General features: G+C 33.2%; 11 protein-coding genes and 1 CRISPR repeat array. Of the genes, 6 read left to right on the top strand and 5 right to left on the bottom strand.

Annotated elements, in window-relative coordinates; translation table 11 throughout:
- Positions 1-3,480 (top strand): type VI-B CRISPR-associated RNA-guided ribonuclease Cas13b, encoded by a 3,480-nt coding sequence (cas13b, locus tag E0Z07_RS15050; protein WP_006259957.1) that lies wholly within the window; start codon positions 1-3, stop codon positions 3,478-3,480.
- 117 nt (positions 3,481-3,597) lie between these two features.
- Positions 3,598-4,706: direct repeats of the CRISPR family, unit length 37 nt; unit sequence GTTGGTACTGTACACGTTTTTGGTGTGCAATCACAAC.
- A gap of 882 nt (positions 4,707-5,588) precedes the next feature.
- Here cas13b and E0Z07_RS15045 read toward each other — a convergent pair.
- From E0Z07_RS15045 to E0Z07_RS15025, 5 genes are all read right to left on the bottom strand, one after another.
- A complete protein-coding gene (locus E0Z07_RS15045; RefSeq protein ID WP_131540904.1) occupies positions 5,589-7,169 on the bottom strand; it encodes an MFS transporter in 1,581 nt (526 codons plus the stop codon).
- A gap of 42 nt (positions 7,170-7,211) precedes the next feature.
- Positions 7,212-7,586: a four helix bundle protein gene (locus E0Z07_RS15040; protein WP_036496705.1), complete on the bottom strand. Its 375-nt coding sequence runs from the start codon at positions 7,584-7,586 to the stop codon at positions 7,212-7,214.
- Between the two features lie 131 nt (positions 7,587-7,717).
- Positions 7,718-8,836, bottom strand: coding sequence for an HlyD family secretion protein (locus E0Z07_RS15035; RefSeq protein ID WP_058699900.1), 1,119 nt, complete (start codon positions 8,834-8,836; stop codon positions 7,718-7,720).
- Positions 8,837-9,014: 178 nt separating this feature from the next.
- A complete protein-coding gene (locus E0Z07_RS15030; protein ID WP_006259961.1) occupies positions 9,015-10,334 on the bottom strand; it encodes a TolC family protein in 1,320 nt (439 codons plus the stop codon).
- A 91-nt stretch (positions 10,335-10,425) separates the two neighbouring features.
- Positions 10,426-11,292 carry a helix-turn-helix domain-containing protein gene (locus E0Z07_RS15025; protein WP_006259962.1) on the bottom strand — a complete coding sequence of 289 codons (867 nt, stop codon included), beginning with the start codon at positions 11,290-11,292 and terminating at the stop codon, positions 10,426-10,428.
- Positions 11,293-11,529: 237 nt separating this feature from the next.
- Here E0Z07_RS15025 and E0Z07_RS15020 point away from each other — a divergent pair, with 237 nt between their 5' ends.
- The 5 genes from E0Z07_RS15020 (at position 11,530) to E0Z07_RS15000 (ending at position 19,625) form a co-directional block, all read left to right on the top strand.
- The gene (locus tag E0Z07_RS15020; protein ID WP_006259963.1) at positions 11,530-12,090 is read left to right on the top strand and encodes a sigma-70 family RNA polymerase sigma factor; all 561 of its coding nucleotides are present in this window, start codon (positions 11,530-11,532) and stop codon (positions 12,088-12,090) included.
- Positions 12,091-12,345: 255 nt separating this feature from the next.
- Positions 12,346-13,266, top strand: coding sequence for a FecR family protein (locus E0Z07_RS15015; protein WP_131540903.1), 921 nt, complete (start codon positions 12,346-12,348; stop codon positions 13,264-13,266).
- Positions 13,263-16,679 (top strand): SusC/RagA family TonB-linked outer membrane protein, encoded by a 3,417-nt coding sequence (locus E0Z07_RS15010; RefSeq protein WP_131540902.1) that lies wholly within the window; start codon positions 13,263-13,265, stop codon positions 16,677-16,679. The genes E0Z07_RS15015 and E0Z07_RS15010 overlap by 4 nt, the downstream gene beginning before the upstream one ends.
- Before the next feature lie 10 nt (positions 16,680-16,689).
- Positions 16,690-18,366 (top strand): RagB/SusD family nutrient uptake outer membrane protein, encoded by a 1,677-nt coding sequence (locus E0Z07_RS15005; RefSeq protein ID WP_131540901.1) that lies wholly within the window; start codon positions 16,690-16,692, stop codon positions 18,364-18,366.
- Positions 18,367-18,386: 20 nt separating this feature from the next.
- Positions 18,387-19,625 (top strand): YdcF family protein, encoded by a 1,239-nt coding sequence (locus E0Z07_RS15000; RefSeq protein ID WP_131540900.1) that lies wholly within the window; start codon positions 18,387-18,389, stop codon positions 19,623-19,625.

Raw genomic sequence — 19,625 nt, 5'->3', positions numbered from 1 at the left:
ATGAAAGATATACTTACTACAGATACAACAGAAAAGCAAAACCGTTTTTATTCTCATAAAATAGCAGATAAATACTTCTTTGGGGGATATTTTAATCTTGCTTCTAATAATATTTATGAGGTCTTTGAGGAGGTAAACAAGAGAAATACTTTTGGTAAACTAGCTAAGCGAGATAATGGTAATTTAAAGAATTATATTATTCATGTTTTTAAAGATGAGTTGAGTATTAGTGATTTTGAAAAACGTGTGGCAATATTCGCAAGTTATTTTCCTATTTTAGAAACAGTGGATAAGAAGAGTATTAAGGAACGAAATAGAACCATAGACCTTACTCTTTCTCAACGAATAAGACAGTTTAGAGAGATGCTTATCTCTTTAGTAACTGCAGTTGACCAGTTGCGTAATTTTTACACACATTATCACCACAGTGATATAGTGATAGAAAATAAGGTATTGGACTTCTTAAATAGTTCATTCGTGTCAACAGCGCTCCATGTGAAAGATAAATATTTAAAAACAGATAAAACCAAAGAGTTTTTAAAAGAGACTATTGCAGCTGAACTAGATATTCTGATTGAGGCGTATAAAAAGAAGCAGATAGAGAAGAAGAATACTAGGTTTAAAGCTAATAAAAGAGAGGATATTCTCAATGCGATATATAATGAGGCTTTTTGGTCATTTATTAATGATAAAGATAAAGATAAAGATAAAGAGACGGTAGTAGCAAAAGGTGCGGATGCTTATTTTGAGAAGAACCATCATAAAAGTAATGATCCTGACTTTGCTTTAAATATCTCTGAGAAAGGTATTGTATATCTGTTGTCTTTCTTTCTGACAAATAAAGAAATGGATAGTCTAAAGGCAAATTTGACAGGCTTTAAAGGAAAGGTTGATAGAGAAAGTGGTAATAGCATTAAATATATGGCTACACAGCGTATCTATTCTTTTCATACTTATAGAGGATTAAAACAAAAGATACGTACATCAGAAGAAGGGGTAAAAGAAACGCTACTGATGCAAATGATAGATGAGCTGAGTAAAGTGCCGAATGTTGTATATCAACATTTATCAACAACTCAACAAAATAGTTTTATAGAGGACTGGAATGAGTATTATAAAGACTATGAGGATGACGTAGAAACAGATGATCTGTCAAGAGTAATTCACCCAGTGATTCGCAAGCGCTATGAAGACAGGTTTAACTATTTTGCTATTCGTTTCTTAGATGAGTTTTTTGATTTCCCTACGTTGAGATTTCAAGTACATTTAGGAGATTATGTACACGATAGAAGAACGAAACAGTTAGGGAAAGTAGAATCAGATAGGATAATCAAGGAGAAGGTAACAGTATTTGCACGCTTAAAAGATATAAATAGTGCTAAAGCGAGTTATTTTCACTCGTTAGAAGAGCAGGATAAGGAGGAGTTAGATAATAAATGGACTTTATTCCCTAACCCGAGTTATGACTTCCCTAAAGAGCATACTCTTCAGCATCAAGGTGAACAAAAGAATGCAGGAAAGATAGGTATCTATGTAAAACTTAGAGATACCCAATATAAAGAGAAGGCAGCTTTAGAAGAAGCTAGGAAGTCATTAAACCCTAAAGAGAGGTCTGCTACTAAGGCTAGTAAATATGATATTATTACACAAATAATAGAAGCAAATGATAATGTAAAAAGCGAAAAACCTTTAGTGTTCACTGGTCAACCTATTGCATATCTAAGTATGAATGATATACATTCAATGCTTTTCTCTTTATTAACAGATAATGCGGAGTTAAAGAAAACTCCTGAAGAGGTAGAAGCAAAGCTAATAGACCAAATAGGTAAACAGATAAATGAGATTCTTAGTAAAGATACTGATACTAAAATACTAAAAAAGTATAAGGACAACGACTTAAAAGAGACTGATACAGATAAGATAACTAGAGATTTAGCTCGTGATAAAGAGGAGATAGAGAAGCTAATCCTAGAACAGAAACAAAGAGCAGATGATTATAATTATACATCTAGTACAAAATTTAATATTGATAAAAGTAGAAAAAGGAAACACCTTTTATTTAATGCTGAAAAAGGAAAGATAGGAGTATGGTTGGCCAATGATATTAAACGCTTTATGTTCAAAGAATCTAAGTCTAAATGGAAGGGATATCAGCATACCGAACTACAGAAACTCTTTGCTTATTTTGATACAAGTAAAAGTGATTTGGAGTTAATTCTTAGTAATATGGTGATGGTCAAGGATTACCCTATTGAGTTAATAGATTTAGTAAAGAAGTCACGAACATTAGTTGATTTTCTGAATAAGTATTTAGAAGCAAGGTTAGAATATATAGAGAATGTCATCACAAGAGTAAAGAATAGTATAGGAACTCCACAGTTTAAAACGGTTCGTAAAGAATGTTTTACTTTCTTAAAAAAGTCTAACTACACTGTAGTTTCTTTAGATAAACAAGTAGAACGCATTCTATCTATGCCACTCTTTATAGAACGTGGTTTTATGGATGATAAACCTACGATGTTAGAAGGCAAAAGCTATAAACAACATAAGGAAAAGTTCGCAGATTGGTTCGTACATTATAAAGAGAATAGCAACTATCAGAACTTCTATGATACAGAAGTTTATGAGATAACAACAGAGGATAAAAGAGAAAAGGCTAAAGTAACGAAGAAGATAAAGCAACAGCAGAAGAATGATGTATTCACACTGATGATGGTGAATTATATGTTAGAAGAAGTATTGAAATTATCATCTAACGACCGTTTAAGCTTAAATGAGCTCTATCAAACTAAAGAGGAGCGTATAGTGAATAAACAAGTAGCTAAGGATACACAGGAGCGTAATAAAAACTATATTTGGAACAAGGTCGTTGATCTACAGTTGTGTGATGGTTTAGTCCATATTGATAATGTGAAGCTAAAAGATATAGGCAACTTTAGAAAATATGAGAATGATAGTCGTGTAAAAGAGTTTCTTACTTATCAGTCAGACATAGTCTGGAGTGCTTATTTATCGAATGAGGTAGATAGTAATAAGCTCTATGTAATAGAGCGTCAGCTTGATAATTATGAATCTATTAGAAGTAAAGAGCTGTTAAAAGAGGTACAAGAAATAGAGTGTAGCGTCTATAATCAAGTAGCGAATAAAGAGTCTTTAAAACAATCAGGTAATGAGAACTTTAAACAATATGTACTTCAGGGTTTACTGCCTATAGGTATGGATGTAAGAGAGATGCTTATATTATCAACTGACGTCAAGTTTAAAAAAGAGGAGATTATACAGTTAGGACAAGCTGGGGAAGTAGAGCAAGATTTGTATAGTCTAATCTATATCCGTAATAAGTTTGCTCACAACCAACTGCCGATTAAGGAGTTCTTTGATTTCTGTGAAAATAATTATAGATCGATTAGTGATAATGAATACTATGCTGAGTATTATATGGAGATATTCAGATCTATTAAAGAGAAATATGCAAACTAGGATGAAAAAAATAGTATTTAAAAGAAATAATATAAGAAGAGATAAGCCTTTTTTTAGAAGTATAAAAGGCATTGCACCCTAGTAAATATAGTACATCTGACCTCTGCAAATGTAGAGGTTGGTACTGTACACGTTTTTGGTGTGCAATCACAACCTTCGATGTTATGACCTTGTGTACGTACATGTTGGTACTGTACACGTTTTTGGTGTGCAATCACAACTCCAAACACAACGCAAATAACTCCTTTGCGGTTGGTACTGTACACGTTTTTGGTGTGCAATCACAACGTACTTAACCAAATCAAACCAGTTTTACCCGTTGGTACTGTACACGTTTTTGGTGTGCAATCACAACAACTGTTTATTACGTTTGTTTTTCTTAATAGTTGGTACTGTACACGTTTTTGGTGTGCAATCACAACCGCTTTCTTTGTTTTGTATATATATACACTGTTGGTACTGTACACGTTTTTGGTGTGCAATCACAACTATTAGCACTAGCTTCACGCACTAAATACTGTTGGTACTGTACACGTTTTTGGTGTGCAATCACAACAGCATGAACTAACTTTGCTTCTCCTTCTTGGTTGGTACTGTACACGTTTTTGGTGTGCAATCACAACTATAACTCCGCTTTCTTCATTTTGTCTATAGTTGGTACTGTACACGTTTTTGGTGTGCAATCACAACTCCTTCTGTTCGTTCCAAATGCTTAGTTCTGTTGGTACTGTACACGTTTTTGGTGTGCAATCACAACCTGAACAATATCTATTTGCTCAGCATACTTGTTGGTACTGTACACGTTTTTGGTGTGCAATCACAACAAGGTTTTAAAGCAATTTGTTTTCCTTTATGTTGGTACTGTACACGTTTTTGGTGTGCAATCACAACCACAATGACCTTGTTTTGGTTTTATACTACGTTGGTACTGTACACGTTTTTGGTGTGCAATCACAACGCTATATCTTCATTTGTGCCTTCTTCTAACGTTGGTACTGTACACGTTTTTGGTGTGCAATCACAACGCTATATCTTCATTTGTGCCTTCTTCTAACGTTGGTACTGTACATAGATTTGGTGTGCAATCACAACTAGTAACCCATTCTTCTGCTTTAGTCCAATGTTGGTACTGTACACGTATTTGGTGTGTAATCACAACATTAACAAGTTCTATCTGATCGATGAATACGTTGGTACTGTACACGTATCTGGTGTGCAATCACAACATTGTTGCTTAGATTTGATGAGATATATAAGTTGGTACTGTACACGTTTTTACTTACGTTGTTTCTATTTTAAATATAGGAGTTCGTGATTATAAATAATTGGTGTGCAATCACAGCATAGTAGATTTGATTTATATCAAGATGCAAGTTGGTACTGTACACGTTTTACTTACGTTGCTTTTATTTTAAATATAGGAGTTCGTGATTATAAATAATTGGTGTGCAATCACAACTGATACTGTTGACATTAAGAAGTCTTTTTGGTTGGTACTGTACACAGTTTACTTACGTTGCTTTTATTTTATATATAGGAGTTCGTGATTATGAATAATTGGTGTGCAATCACAACACTGCATAACTTTTTGTTTTACGATTTAATGTTGGTACTGTACACGTATTTACTTACGTTGTTTCTATTTTAAATATAGGAGTTCGTGATTATGAATAATTGGTGTGCAATCACAACTATGTAGTGTTTTTTCAGTGCGACCAATTAGTTGGTACTGTACACGTTTTTACTTACGTTGTTTCTATTTTAAATATAGGAGTTCGTGAATCTAAAGATTTGGTGTGCAATCACAACGATATCGACTACACCTGTCTTATCAAAGTAGTTGGTACTGTACACGTTTTTGGTGTGCAATCACAACCAAATATATCTTTATCACTAAGTGAATCTAGTTGGTACTGTACACGTTTTTACTTACGTTGTTCTTATTTTATATATAGGAGTTCGTGATTATGAATAATTGGTGTGCAATCACAACAGAAAAAGCGATTACAGAGAACTCTGTAATCGCTTTTATTTTTTAAAATTAAAAAGAATCTCTAGTTCTTTCTTCTTTAGAAGAAGCAGTGTACTAGAGGTTCAAAAGTACAAATCTATATATTGTTAGGGAGTTGATTTTCGATACTCTCTTTATCTTTTTTGCTCATCATAAGATTACCTAGTTTATTGATATACACACGAGTTTTCAGTGTGCGTATTCTACCGTAGTGGTGAAATAATACATATAACAACACTCCTATACCAGCGATATTAATATATCCATATACTGTCTTGGTAGCAGCGAGTATCCCGTTTAGTTGGACAAGGGATAGATTAATACCCGATCCTGATCTTAGTAGCATGGCATCATCTAGGTATACGGCTAAGTTGTTTAGACTTTGAATTTGGAACTGGTATTGCGTCCAGCTGTATAATGCACTAAACATCCCTACAGCGATAAATGTACGCCATAGAATAGCAAATCCGATCAGTCCTAACATACTAGCTAAGTCTAGCTTATCTAAGGTGTAATACCAAGTGGTGACAAAGATAACTCCCATACCATATCCTTTAAAAAACATCGGTAGGTACCACATCGAATAGCTGAATTCTGTTGCCATAGCGAGGTACATCATCACACAGTACATAAGAAATGCTGAGAATCCTGAGAAGACGAGCATGCGTATAGGTATCTCGTTTTTATACCAATAATAACAGGCAACTGCTGCGGTAATAAGCCCAGGAATCAGTAAGAGATTTAGGGAGGCATTGGTCATTGGATTATATCCTAATATACCTACAGCAAAGATATTCTGTATCGTAGCGGTGGCAAGGTACATTCCTAAACACAATAACATAATCGTTCCGTGTCTTACATTATTCTTCTTAAAGGCATTTAGAGGTAAGAATGGTCTTCTAATCAACTGCTGGCGAATGACAAAAATAAATAAGAGAATACCAAATAGCAATGAGGCATATCTTATAATCTCTGAGTCAAACCAAGCCTGTTGTTTTCCAAAGGCTAGGATATAGGCTAAGGTCATGAATGTCACATTGAATAAGAGGATGCTAATCCAGTCAATGTAAATAAAAGGGACCTTGCGCATAAAGCGTTGATTGTGTTGAAATATAATACAAATCAATGCAGCTCCAAAGCACATAATCGCTAGGTTCATATAGCTAATCTGCCAGCTGAATATAAAGCTTACCTTAGCTACAAAGTAACCTGATAATTGGGTGATAACTAATAGGGCAGAGTAGTAGATACTGTAAAATATCCCTCTGTTGCCTCCTACACTTAAAAGCATCATAAGGGGTAATACTACTTCCATCATTCCCATCATTTTAAATACTCCTATTAGATAAGAACAGGCTATAATGATATAGGGTTGATGTGTGGTAGATTGTACCAAATATAATAAACCACACATGGTGAGTGAGGTTACAAGAAGTTCTTTTGTTCTGAATCGCGCTTTGATCCTAACAATAAGAGGCATGACTGTACCTAGACCTATGGCATAGGCATAGTTAGCCCATAGGTAGTACTCTGTCATCGAGCCCGTACTACCCACGATATTGGTTATATTAGTGGTATATATTCCACTAATACTACAGAACACAGCAGCTATGATTACAATGAGTAATAGCATGACTGGTTTTGGTACCCAAGAGTGAAATAATCCTTTGTTATACATGGTATAGAATTAATAATTAGGAATTGTGTACGTTGTACATCCCTAAGTATGGTTTATTATTTTTTCTTTTTCTTTGATTGTTTTTAGAATGCTTCCTATAATTTTAAGCAGCTCATCTATGTCAGTCAAAAGGCTTGTACTCTGTTTAGTCGTTAGATAGTCTGTGTCAGTTAACAGTCGAATCCAGTAATGAGATTCACGAGCTTCTTTATATGCAATATATAGTTTAGCATAGAAATCTTTATCTGATTGACCTCCAATAGCTTCTTCTATATTTGCACCAATAGATGTTCCGCTGCGAAGCAATTGTTTGCTTAATATAAACTCTTTCTTAGTAGTAGTTAGATGTTTATAAGTATTAACCATTCGAATAGCAAAAGCATAGCTTTTAATTTGTACTATATTTTCATTCTTCATAGAAAACGGATTTGATGAATTTAAAAATATAGTGTACACATTAATCATTCCATTATTAAGAATTAGAAATTTAATTATAGGATATATTTAGAAAGCCCGAAGGGCTATGATTCCTAATTTAAAATTCCTAATTAGTTAGCCAGTTGTATATTCATATTCATCCCTGCTTTAAGGTTAGCGATGTTTTCTATATCATTCGTATCTGTAAATTCGATACGCACAGGGATACGCTGTTGTACCTTGACGAAGTTCCCCGTAGAGTTATCCGTAGGCATACTAGAATATCTAGAACCTGTAGCTGCAGAGATAGCCGTTACTTTTCCTTGAAAGCGTATTCCTTTTACAGCATCAGCTGTCATATCAATAATACTACCTATTTGAATATTGTTCATTTGAGATTCTAAAAAATTAGCTGTTACCCATTTCTCATTATCTTTTACGATAGTAGTAATTTGCTGGCTAGGCGATAGTAGTTGTCCTTCACTGATTAGTCTTCGTCCCATCACTCCGTCATAAGGAGCTGTAATCACTGTGTATGACAGGTTTAGTTGAGCCATATCTAACATCGCTTTTGTGCGTTTGATATCTGCTTCATTTAGGGCAAGACGTGTTTCTATCTCTGAAACTGAAAGTTTGGTTGTGTTTTGTTGTTTTATTAAACTTTCATAAGCAGATTTAGCAGCTTGGTACTCTGTTTTTACTTGATCATATTGTTGTTGGGTAACAGCCTCAGCTTGTAGTAAATTCTCGTATCTTTTGTTGTTTTGTTCTGCGTTCCACAATCTTGCTTTAGCACCTTCAATATTAGAGCTAAATACCCCGATATTATTTGATGCTGTATGAATAGAGGAGTTAGTTACTTTCTTAGCAGCTAAGGCACTTAGATAAGCAGCTTCAGCTTGTTCTACTTGCGTTAAGATTTCTCTGTTGTCAAGGATAACTAGTGTATCTCCTTTTTTGACTTGCTGATGTTCTATGAACTTGATCTCTTTAATATAAGCAGATACACGGGTATTAATAGGGTTAATGAACTCTTCTACCTGTGCTGATTCTGTGTAATCTCTATCGTTGATGTGAAAGTATTTAGTCAATAACCAGAAGAAAGCGATTCCTATTACCGCAAATGTTAGGGTGTTGACTAAGAGTATCTTTGTTTTCTTCTTTTTTTCTTTTTTAGCTTTATCCTCTACAACTTGCTCTACTGGAGCTTGAACTGGTTGTTCAGTAGTTGTATTTTCTTTTTTTTCCATTGCTTGTTTTAGATATAATGTCGTTTGTACTTTTTGTTTTTTAGGAGGTACTGCATGTCACGTCACGGATTACAAATCCGCACCATCGTTGTATTTTACCACAATCTATATCGCGTCATATAAATACATTATGGCTTAGCCAAACATTCCTAATTCTTAATTAAATGCCCTGCGGGCATTAAAGTGTTCCTGTTGACTTTAATAAATTGTAGTATTGGTATAATACGTTTATTTCGGCATTAGCGTACTGAAGTTCGGCTTCTAATTTTGCATTAGTTGCATCTGTCATTTCAGCTTGAATAGCCAATTGGTTTAGGTATTTAGCCTCTATGATTTTGTAATTCTCCTGTGCGAGTTGTTGACTTTTCTTTAATAGATTAGCGTTCTGTATAGCCTCATCATATTTGGTATAAGCTGCATTGACTCCCATCTCTAATTGTTGTTGTACAAGGGTAAGAGATTCTTCTGCTTTGTTCTTTTGTAGTTTCTCTAGTTTGACTTTTTTGGGTGTTTTATATAAATTGTCAATATTATAAGTCAGAGATACCCCTACTTGCCAAGCGTTAGAATACATATCCATCACAGGGTTAGATGTGGTGATCGGACGACTCATGTTATACCCACCTACTGCAGCTAGAGCAGGATACTTATCAGTATTGGCAATCTCTATCTTTTTTTGTGCCGCTTCGACTCCTTTTTCTACTCTTTGTATCATCGGATGTTGCGTATAGGCTAGATCTAGATAATAGTTATAATCGCCCTCTAGTGGTCTGTGTACAAGAGCTTCATTAGGTGTTATTTTAGTTGATGTAGGTAGTCCTAGTGCAATCGCCAAATTATAGTTTAGAATCGATAGATTATTATCTACACTTAATAGGGCTTGATCCATATTCTGAAGAACTAATTCTCCTCTAATTACTTCATTTCTAGTCATCATCCCTTCCTTATAGTAACGATTGACATTCTCAAGGCGGATTTGGGCTAACTTTTTATTGTTTTGATAAACTTGCTCTTGATGAATCAGTTTATATACATCTAGGTAGTTAGAAATAACTAAGAACTTAATGCTTTGTTGATCTTGTACAAGGTCTAGAGAGGCAAGCTGTTCGCCTATTTCAGCGAGTTCTATATTCTTATTAATCGCTCCCCCTTTATAAAGGAGTTCAGATGCTTGTATTGCATAACTGTTGCCAAAGTGAGGCATGTCTTTCGTCATGACTTTACTGAAATCTCGATCTAATATAAGCGCGTCTCCTATATAAGAAGCATTGGCAGTAAAGGCAAGATTAGGTAAGCGTTGTTGTTTAATTAATTGGGTTTGTTGTTCGCTAATGTTTTTGTTTAAAGCAGTGACTTTTAATTGTTGATGATTTTGCATCGCTAAGTTCACCGCTTGTTCTATACTAAGTGTTTGGTCGCTTACTTGGCTATATATTGAAGTATATGAGAGTAGTAGTAAGCTTAATCCACAAAAGTATTTGTGAATATTTCTTTTCATTTTATTTGTACTTTATGCCGACAAAGTTAGTTCAGTAGTACATGGTATAAAATGATTAAGAATATCAAAAAAGATGTTTAAAAGTATTATTCTATAGCTTAAACATCTTTCTATACTGAGTTGGGCTAGTGCCTTGATGTTTTTTAAAGAAGTGAGCGAAAGCATACTGATCACTAAATTGTAGCTTAGTGGCTAATTGTTTGATAGGCAAAGTAGTAGTGGATAACTGTGCTTTAGCTTCGTTAAATATAAACTCATTGATGATCTCTATAGGTGTTTTTCCAGAAGTTTCCTTGACTACTGTACTTAGATGTCTAATAGAGAGTTGTAGTTTATCTGCGTAGAACTGAACAGACTTAGTCTCTAGGTAATAATCAGAGACTAGCATCACGAATTTATACGTGATCTTTTGCTGTGAGGTCATTTGGTTAATAGAATCTTCACTTCTAGGCGTGGCTACGCTTACTAGGTGATAGAGGATGATATTAAAATAATTTTCTATAATGTATTGACCATACTCAATCTCGTCGAAGTGCTCCAGGTAATAACCCAGCGATTCTACATTGGTCCAGAAGATCTCTAGTTCTTGTTTGCTAATGTGGAAATTGCGTTGTAATTGTGTTTTTAAATCTCTATATACTTTTAATCGGTGAAGCTTAAAAGAAGCAGTTTCTAAGAAATTTCGATCATAGCTAAGTAGTCTCAGTTCTGCATCGGGACTTATCTCTAAGATTTCGTATACGTATTTGACATCAATAAGGAAGATAGAGTTCTCTATGATTTCGAATTCATTAATCTGTTCTCTTATTCTTAGTTTTCCTTTTTTGACAAATAGAAAGGAAGAACGAGTGGGTCTATAGGGATGCCCAAAGTTGGCATGATCAAAGATGTTTTGTTGATCGTATATCTGTACATGTATAAATGAAGAATTGGCTGTCTCTATATTTCCTTGAAGCATAAGGATGGTTTTATAGGTGCAAGATAGGGAAAAAATAGGGAGTATAGGCTTTATCTGTAAGCAGAATACTCGCTGAAAGAAGCGATGTGAGTAGGAATATTTTAGGGATATGGAGTTACTGGGGAAGGGGGGGAAGTTTTCAATTTATTATCTATATAATATAATTTTTTGTTAATGATTATTTAATTCTTATTAGTTGTGCAAGCTATACTTTAGCATCGATTAATCAGACATAAGATGGCACTATCAAGAGATCAATGGGTTGATATTAACTACTATAAGTATTGGGATATATTGTATTATCTCTCTTGTAATATTACGAGAGATAAGGATCTATCAGCTGATATAGTTCAAGATGTTTTTGTGAATATATGGAATAATTACAGCAATTTGATAATCGATAATTCTAAAGCTTATTTAATACAGTCTGTTCGTAATAAAAGTTTAAAAGCTATTAGTACAACTAGTTTTAATACTGTTCAGTTAGAAGAGGTATATAATGTATTAGTAGATAATGAAATATTAAGTAGAGAAGAAGAAATAATGTTTAAGGAACAATTAGTTAATATGATATATAGTAAGGCTCAAGAAGTACTACCAGAGAAGTGTTATCAAATATTTGTTCTTCGATATAGTAATAAATTGAGTTATAAAGAAATCGCATTAAAACTTGGGATATCAGAAAGTACTGTAGATAATCAAATTAGTAAAGCTTTAAAAAGTATTAAGAGTTCTTTACCTTATTTGGTAGACTATATTATTGTGATAGGTTATTTGATGGGGGTAACCCAGAATTAGTACTAATTAAATACTGTAAAGTGATTTTGCTTCATAGCTTTTCTCTTAGTTCTAAAACTATACTAGAGTATGTAGGGGGTACTTATTTAAGCGTCTTTTTTATAATTGTTTTCGTTTATCAGTTTATACTTTGTTCTGAATTGAAAAGCTATGTTATCTAAGTGTTACTCATATTAAGAATGAGTTAAGCGTTTGTTTTTGCATAGGGAGTTATAATAATAGAGGACTCTTACTTATGTAAGACAATCTTAAATTATGCAAAATAAGTTTAAACATTTTTTAAATAAATATTTACTTGGTACAGCTAACTCTACAGAAAAAAAAGTTGTGGAAGACTTTTCTGATAATTTACAGAGAAGACCATTAATAGAATTAAAGATAATTCAAGAGAATAGTAAACTGAGAAGCTCTATATATAATAGTATAAAGTATAAAACTAGAGAAAGAAAGCGAAGAAAGAATTATAGATTATTATCAATAGTTTTTTCACTCTTATTAGTGGTAGGTTTAACAATTTATCAGAAGAATATTTCTGTTAATAATCAAGAATTAACATATTCTACTTCTAATGAGTTAGCTAAACATATTATTCTACCAGATGGTACTGCTGTAACGCTAAGTAGTAACTCTACATTAATCGTGTCAAATGAGTTTAATCAATCAAACAGAGAGATTAAATTACTAGGTGAGGCTTATTTTAAAGTTGCTAAAGATGCCTCAAAACCTTTTATTATTTCGTCAGATAATTTTGAGACACAAGTTTTAGGAACTTCTTTTTGGGTGAAACGAAATATAGTAGAAGTCTCTACAGGACGAGTAAAGGTTAGTAACTTGTTAGATAGGGAAAACTATGTCATTTTAACTGCTGAGCAAAAGGCCTTACTAAAAGACCATAGATTATATAAAAACACCATAGACGTGTTTTCTTGTATCTCTTCTACATCATCTTATCTTATGATGAACAACATCACTCTTACACAGTGGAAACAAATAATAGAAAAAGAGTTTGATATCCAGATACACTTCCTGGAAGATATTATTTCAACAAAAGAATTTATTCAAGCAGATTTTAGAAACTCTACTCTAGCAGATATTGTTCAGAGTGTCAGCTATATGTATGGCTTTGATTATAAATACGAAAATAAAACTATAATTATTAATAACACCAAGAAATGAGATTAAATTACTATTGCCGGTTAAGAGTAGAGACATATCTTTTTTGTCTTTCTTTATTAAGTACAGGCGTTTATGCTACTAATCAGACAATTTCTGATAAGGTAGGTGTCCATGTCTATGTAAGTAATTCTTCAGAAACAGTGAAGAGTTTATTTGAAAAAATAGAAGCACAAACTGCTTACAAAGTAGTTTATTCTCCTTCGACATTAAATACCTCTATTCCTCTTAGATTTACTAGTAAAGAACGTGAACTAGAGAAGTTGTTAGAGGATATTGCCTTAAGAACAGGATCTACATATAATATATCAGATAAATTCATCACTTTTAAATCACAATATGTTATTCCTAAAGGAGATAAGGTTAATACAGGTCAGCAAAATAACAAGACTGTTTTAAAAGGGGTAGTTAAAGACATTCATGGACTAGCACTTCCTGGAGCGACTGTAAAAATAAAAGAATCTACAGAGGCTGTAGCTACTGATTTAGATGGTAGTTTTATGTTAGAAGTAGTCCAGAATAAACCGATCATATTAGTAATAGAGTATATAGGATATGATACTAAAGAAATTAAGGTAGAAAATCCAGAATATACTTCTATAGTCCTAGAAGAAGATGCTCGCAGTTTAGAAGAAATTGTAATTACTGGTTATACAACAGAGAGCAAGCGAAATATTACAGCTGCTATTTCGACTATTAACGTAGATGGTATTAAGGATGTACCTAAGGCGGATGTAGCCGAGATGTTACAAGGTAGAGCTTCAGGGGTACAAGTCATGAGTGATAATAGTCCAGGTGGAGGGAACTCTATTCGAATAAGGGGATTCAGTACTATTAATAATAATGAGCCATTAGTAATTGTAGATGGAGTACCTGTAGCTAATGGGTTGAATTCGATTAATAGTAATGATATAGCTTCAATGCAAGTATTAAAAGATGCTGCTTCATCTTCTATCTATGGTTCTAGAGCGGCTAATGGAGTGATTTTAATTACAACAAAGTCAGGAGGGAGAAATGAAAAAATATCTATAGATGTAAGTAGTTTTACAGGTGTTCAAAGTGCTTTTAACCTACCTAAGATGCTAGATGCTCAGCAGTACGGTGATATGTTATGGCAAGCTTATAAAAATGATGGTGTTGCTCCTAAACATGATATTTATGGAAATGACCCTACCAAAGCAACTATTCCGCTTTATTTAAATAAAGATAAAACTATCAAAAGTGGTAATGTAGATTGGGTTAAAGAAATATTTAATCCTGCTACGATTCAGTCTCACAATATATCATTAGCAAAAGGAGGGGAGCACTCTAGTCAACTTTTTTCGTTAGGGTACTTTGATCAACAAGGAATCATAAAAGACACTTATTTTAAAAGATTTTCAGGACGTTTTAATTCAGATTATAGATTCTTTGATGGGATCTTGACAATAGGGGAGAATCTTAATGCCTCATATACAGAAAATGTTGGTATCGGTACTAATGCAGCATTAGGGTCAATAGTATATAATGCATTTATGTATCCTTCTATAGTGCCTGTTTATAATGAGTTAGGAGAGTTTTCGGGTAATCCATTAAATGATATTCAAAATCCTAGAGGGCGTTTAGATCGAAATAAAAATAATAAAACAAAGGAGCTGAGATTATTAGGTAATTTATTCGGAGAGTTAAAGTTAAATGATTTTACTTTTAGGTCGTCTATAGGGCTAGATTATGTAAATATAAATGGAAGGAACTTTTCACCAAAGTTTAATGAAATACTAGTTATTAATCCAGTTAATTCACTATCTACTAGAAATTCGTTTAATTATCAGTTTACTTTTACTAATACACTGAGTTATAAGAAACAATTAGGCAATCATAATTTTGATGTATTATTAGGACAAGAAGCTGTCGAGTATTACTATGAAGGTTTTTCTGCTTCAAGACAGAACTTTATGTATGAAGATCCTAATTATTGGTTTTTAGATTATGGTACAGCCAATCAACTAAATAGAGGTAATGCTAATGGGTGGTCATTAAATTCCTTCTTTGGTAAAGTTCATTATAATTATGATGGGAAGTATATTGTATCTGCTACAATGCGTAGAGATGGAACTTCACGATTAGCTAATCACAAATGGGATACTTTTCCTGCTGTGTCACTTGGTTGGAGGATAGATAGAGAAGACTTTTTTGATTTAGGAGATACGTTTACTTCATTTTTACTTCGTGGTGGCTGGGGAGTTACAGGAAACCAACAGGTACCCTCTTACTCAACTATAAAAAGTTATTCTAGTAATAGCTATAATTCAAATTATGATATTAATGGAGGACAGTCATCTGTTGAGACAGGTCTGATTCAATCTAGAGTACCTAACCCAGAGCTAAAATGGGAGACTACTACACAGAGCTCTTTAGGAGTTGATTTAGGTTTTTTTAACGATAAACTGAATGTAACAGCAGATATCTATAACAAGAAAACAAAAGATATTTTGGTCTATAAATCGCTGCCTTTGACCTATGGTGGTACTAGTGATGGACAGTGGGTAAATGATGGAGAGATGACCAATAGAGGTTTAGAATTAAATCTATCTTATCAAGATAATATTAAGGATCTTCACTATAATATTAATTTCAATTTTACAACTTATAAAAATGAATTGACAGCATTAAACTCTGTTAATTATCTAGGTATTCCTTCTTCGTCTTTACACAGTGTAAACTTTGGACAAGAAATCTCTAGATCTGCTATAGGCCAACCAATAGGCTCATTCTTTGGTTATGTTAATGATGGGATATTTAAAAGTCAACAGGAGATCGATAAGTATAAATTACAACCTAATGCAAAACCAGGTGATTTAATCTTTAGAGATGTAAATAATGATGGTGTGATAGATGACAATGATAGAACATTTATAGGTTCTCCTCACCCTGATTTTATTCTCGGCTTTAATGTAGATTTAAAATATAAGGGGTTTGATTTAAGTATGTTTTTTAATGGAAGTTTTGGCAATAAGATTTATAACTTAACAAAATATAACTCTCATTTCTTTAATCAATCAGCTTATAATAAGTCTTCTGATGTATTAGGGGCATGGACACCTGACAATCCGAATGCTTCTATACCAAGATTATCCTTAGATGATACTAATAACAATATACGCCCTTCATCTTATTATGTGGAGGATGGCTCATATTTCAAGTTAAATAATTTACAACTAGGTTACTCTTTTGGAGAAAAACTTCATAAACAACTAAAAATGAGAGTTTATCTACAAGCAACAAATGTATTTACGATTACTAACTATAGTGGATTAACTCCAGAAGTGGGACTACAAAGTTATTCTAAGAGTAATAAAAATTTAGATATAGGTATTGATCGTGGGCTTTACCCTCCTGCACGTACTTTCTCTATGGGATTAAGTATTAATTATTAAAATATAAGTAATGAAAAGATATATTTCAAATAAAACATATAAGATACTATTTGCCACAACTATTATGGCAGGAGTAATGAGTTCATGTTCTAAAGACTTTTTAGATGAAACTACTTATGGAGAAGTATCACCAGACAAGATGACAGATCCTAAGAATGTAGAAAGAGTAATTATAGGGGCTTATAAGATGCTGAATGGACAGATGGATAATGCTTCAAATGCAATGAATTCTCCAGCGTCTAATTGGAGTTTTGGAGATGTAACCTCTGATGATGCATATAAAGGAGGTGGAGGTACTGGTGATCAAGGGCAAATCCACAGGATGGAGTTATACCAGACAGATCCTACTGTAATAGATATAGAAAGAAAGTGGAGTGCATTATATGAAGGTATTAAAAGGGTAAATGACGCTCTACGATTATTAAATCAATCAGTAGCATTTGATCCAGAACTAAAGAAGCAGAGACAGGGAGAATTATTCTTTCTTAGAGGACATTACTACTTTGAATTAAAGAAGATTTACAATAGAATTCCCTATATAGATGAAACAATTGTTAACGTAGAGGATTATAATAGATCTAATGTAGAGTTTACTTCTGAGGAGTTATGGCAGAAAATAGTAACAGATTTTGATAATGCATCAAAAGTATTACCTTCTAAGCAAGCACAGATAGGAAGGCCTACTAGCATTGCTGCTAAAGCCTATTTGATGAAGACAATGATATATCAAAAGAAATGGCAAGAGGCTTATACAATCTCAGAAGAGGTGATGTCTAGTCAATATAAGCTTCTGTCTAATTTTGAAGATGTGTTTTTACCAGAAAATGACAATAGCTCAGAAGTAATATTTGCAGTACAACATTCTATTAATGATGGTGATCCTAATAACTATAATGGAAGTATAGGAGATCGTCTTACAGCTCCAGGAGGCCCTTTTTATCCTCAGTATGGTTTTCATAGACCTTCTCAAAATTTAGTTAATGCTTTTAAGACAGATGCTAACGGATTACCTGTAAAAGATAATGTAGATGTAAACAGTCAAGATTTCGTAGATCCAAGATTAGATTATACCATAGGTAGACCAGGTATAACATATAAAGATTTAGGAGTGACGTATGATGCATCTTGGGCAAGGGATGTAGCTACTTATGGAGTATATGCACCAAAGAAACGTATAGTTTCTGCTAAATCATCTTATTATGGCGCGACTTGGCCTTATGTTTCTGCGTTGAACTATTATATTATTCGTTATGCAGAAGTAATGTTATGGAAGGCAGAAGCAGCTGTAGAGTTAGGTAAATTAGAAGAAGCTCGAAGTATCGTAAATGCGATTAGAAATAGAGCAAAAGAGTCAAAGTATGTGATGGCTTTAGATGGTAAGTCATACGCTGCTAATTATAAAATAGGCTTGTATAATGATAGCTGGAGTGATGTAAACAAGGCTAGAGAGGCTGTACAATTAGAGAGTAGATTAGAGTTGGCGATGGAAGGAGAACGATTCTTTAATTTAGTGCGTTGGGGGATAGCAGATAAGGTCATTAATCAAGAGTATCTAGAAGCAGAGAAACATAAACGTTCATTTTTGACAAATGCTAATTTTACTAAAGGAAAGAATGAATATTTTCCTATTCCACAAAGATATGTAGATGGGGCTACTTCTAAAGTTGAACAAAATCCTAATTATTAATATTAAGTAATATAAAAAAAATGAGAAAAATAGTAGTAGGTTTTTTACTCGCTGTATGTACTTTTTCTTTCGGACAACGTGGTGATAATAAAAGTGTAACATTGTTAAGAAATAGTAATTTTTATTTTTTAGATCAGCTTTCTAAACAACCTAGTCTTGTTAAGTTGCTCAATGATAATAAGACTTTTACAGAAATAAAACATAATAGATTAGATCTAATAAGTAAGTTAGTAAATGGTGAAACTTTTCCTAAGAGCGAAGAATTGGTTCATTCTTATATTTTTACAGACGATCAGATAAAAAGTATCTCTGATGAGTTAGTTGCTTTAAATAATAAGGAGAAGAAAGTAGAAACTTTTTTTGAAGAATTAAAGCAGTCTAAAAAATACATTAATTACAATGAGATGAATCAGAAAGATTTTATCTCTAATGTAGTGAAGTTAAACTTTAGCGGATTAAATCATACTTTAAAAGTATATGGATTAGGAGAGAAGCCTTTTTATCCAAACATTGATTCAGTATCTTATGATAAGAATTCACGCTATTTTAAAAGTGCTATTTTATTTTGGGCAAAGCATTTAGCAAATGAATCAGATTATTCTAAGGCGAGCTTCTTTGAACCAATGTTGGATTATGGACTGTATTTGATGTATATGAACCACAGGGATGAAGGTATTAGATATGAGCCTCTAGCGGAATTGTATAATAAGAGGGCTATAGAATATGCTAAACGCATTGATTTTAAAAAGTATGAATACAATGCATTAATCGTCTTAGGGGATGGGCCAGAGAATTATAGAGATCCTTTGGGGGCTTTAGGAAAATTGAATCTAAAATTAGCAGTAGAACAGTATAGACAGGGTAAGGCGCCTTTTATTATTGTTTCAGGTGGACACGTACACCCAAATCGTACAGAGACTTGTGAAGCTATAGAAATGAAAAAAGAATTAATAGGGTTATATAATATCCCGGAAGAGGTAATTATTGTAGAACCTTATGCTAGACATACGACTACTAATCTTAGAAATGCTACTCGTTTAATGATTGAATACGGTTTTGATATTAAACAAAAAAGTATGATTGTCTCTTATGAGTTACATACAAAGTCAATAGCAGATAAGAAGTTTTTAGATCGTTTTATGCGTGAATTAGGTTATTTACCAGGGAAAATAGTTAAGCAGAAAAAAGGGGAGTTATTAGACTTTTACCCATCTGAATTACTACTACAAATAAATCCTTTAGAGCCGTTAGATCCATAA

The organism is Myroides odoratimimus (genome assembly GCF_004337635.1).
In the GTDB taxonomy this organism is placed as follows: Bacteria; Bacteroidota; Bacteroidia; order Flavobacteriales; family Flavobacteriaceae; genus Flavobacterium; species Flavobacterium odoratimimum.
Note: the sequence above shows the minus strand (reverse complement) of the source record. Positions and strands in the feature narration are given on the sequence as shown.

Coding starts and splice junctions, on each gene's coding strand:
- cas13b (WP_006259957.1), top strand. CDS start 1: ATGAAAGATATACTTACTACAGATACAACAGAAAAGCAAAACCGTTTT.
- E0Z07_RS15045 (WP_131540904.1), bottom strand. CDS start 7,169: ATGTATAACAAAGGATTATTTCACTCTTGGGTACCAAAACCAGTCATG.
- E0Z07_RS15040 (WP_036496705.1), bottom strand. CDS start 7,586: ATGAAGAATGAAAATATAGTACAAATTAAAAGCTATGCTTTTGCTATT.
- E0Z07_RS15035 (WP_058699900.1), bottom strand. CDS start 8,836: ATGGAAAAAAAAGAAAATACAACTACTGAACAACCAGTTCAAGCTCCA.
- E0Z07_RS15030 (WP_006259961.1), bottom strand. CDS start 10,334: ATGAAAAGAAATATTCACAAATACTTTTGTGGATTAAGCTTACTACTA.
- E0Z07_RS15025 (WP_006259962.1), bottom strand. CDS start 11,292: ATGCTTCAAGGAAATATAGAGACAGCCAATTCTTCATTTATACATGTA.
- E0Z07_RS15020 (WP_006259963.1), top strand. CDS start 11,530: ATGGCACTATCAAGAGATCAATGGGTTGATATTAACTACTATAAGTAT.
- E0Z07_RS15015 (WP_131540903.1), top strand. CDS start 12,346: ATGCAAAATAAGTTTAAACATTTTTTAAATAAATATTTACTTGGTACA.
- E0Z07_RS15010 (WP_131540902.1), top strand. CDS start 13,263: ATGAGATTAAATTACTATTGCCGGTTAAGAGTAGAGACATATCTTTTT.
- E0Z07_RS15005 (WP_131540901.1), top strand. CDS start 16,690: ATGAAAAGATATATTTCAAATAAAACATATAAGATACTATTTGCCACA.
- E0Z07_RS15000 (WP_131540900.1), top strand. CDS start 18,387: ATGAGAAAAATAGTAGTAGGTTTTTTACTCGCTGTATGTACTTTTTCT.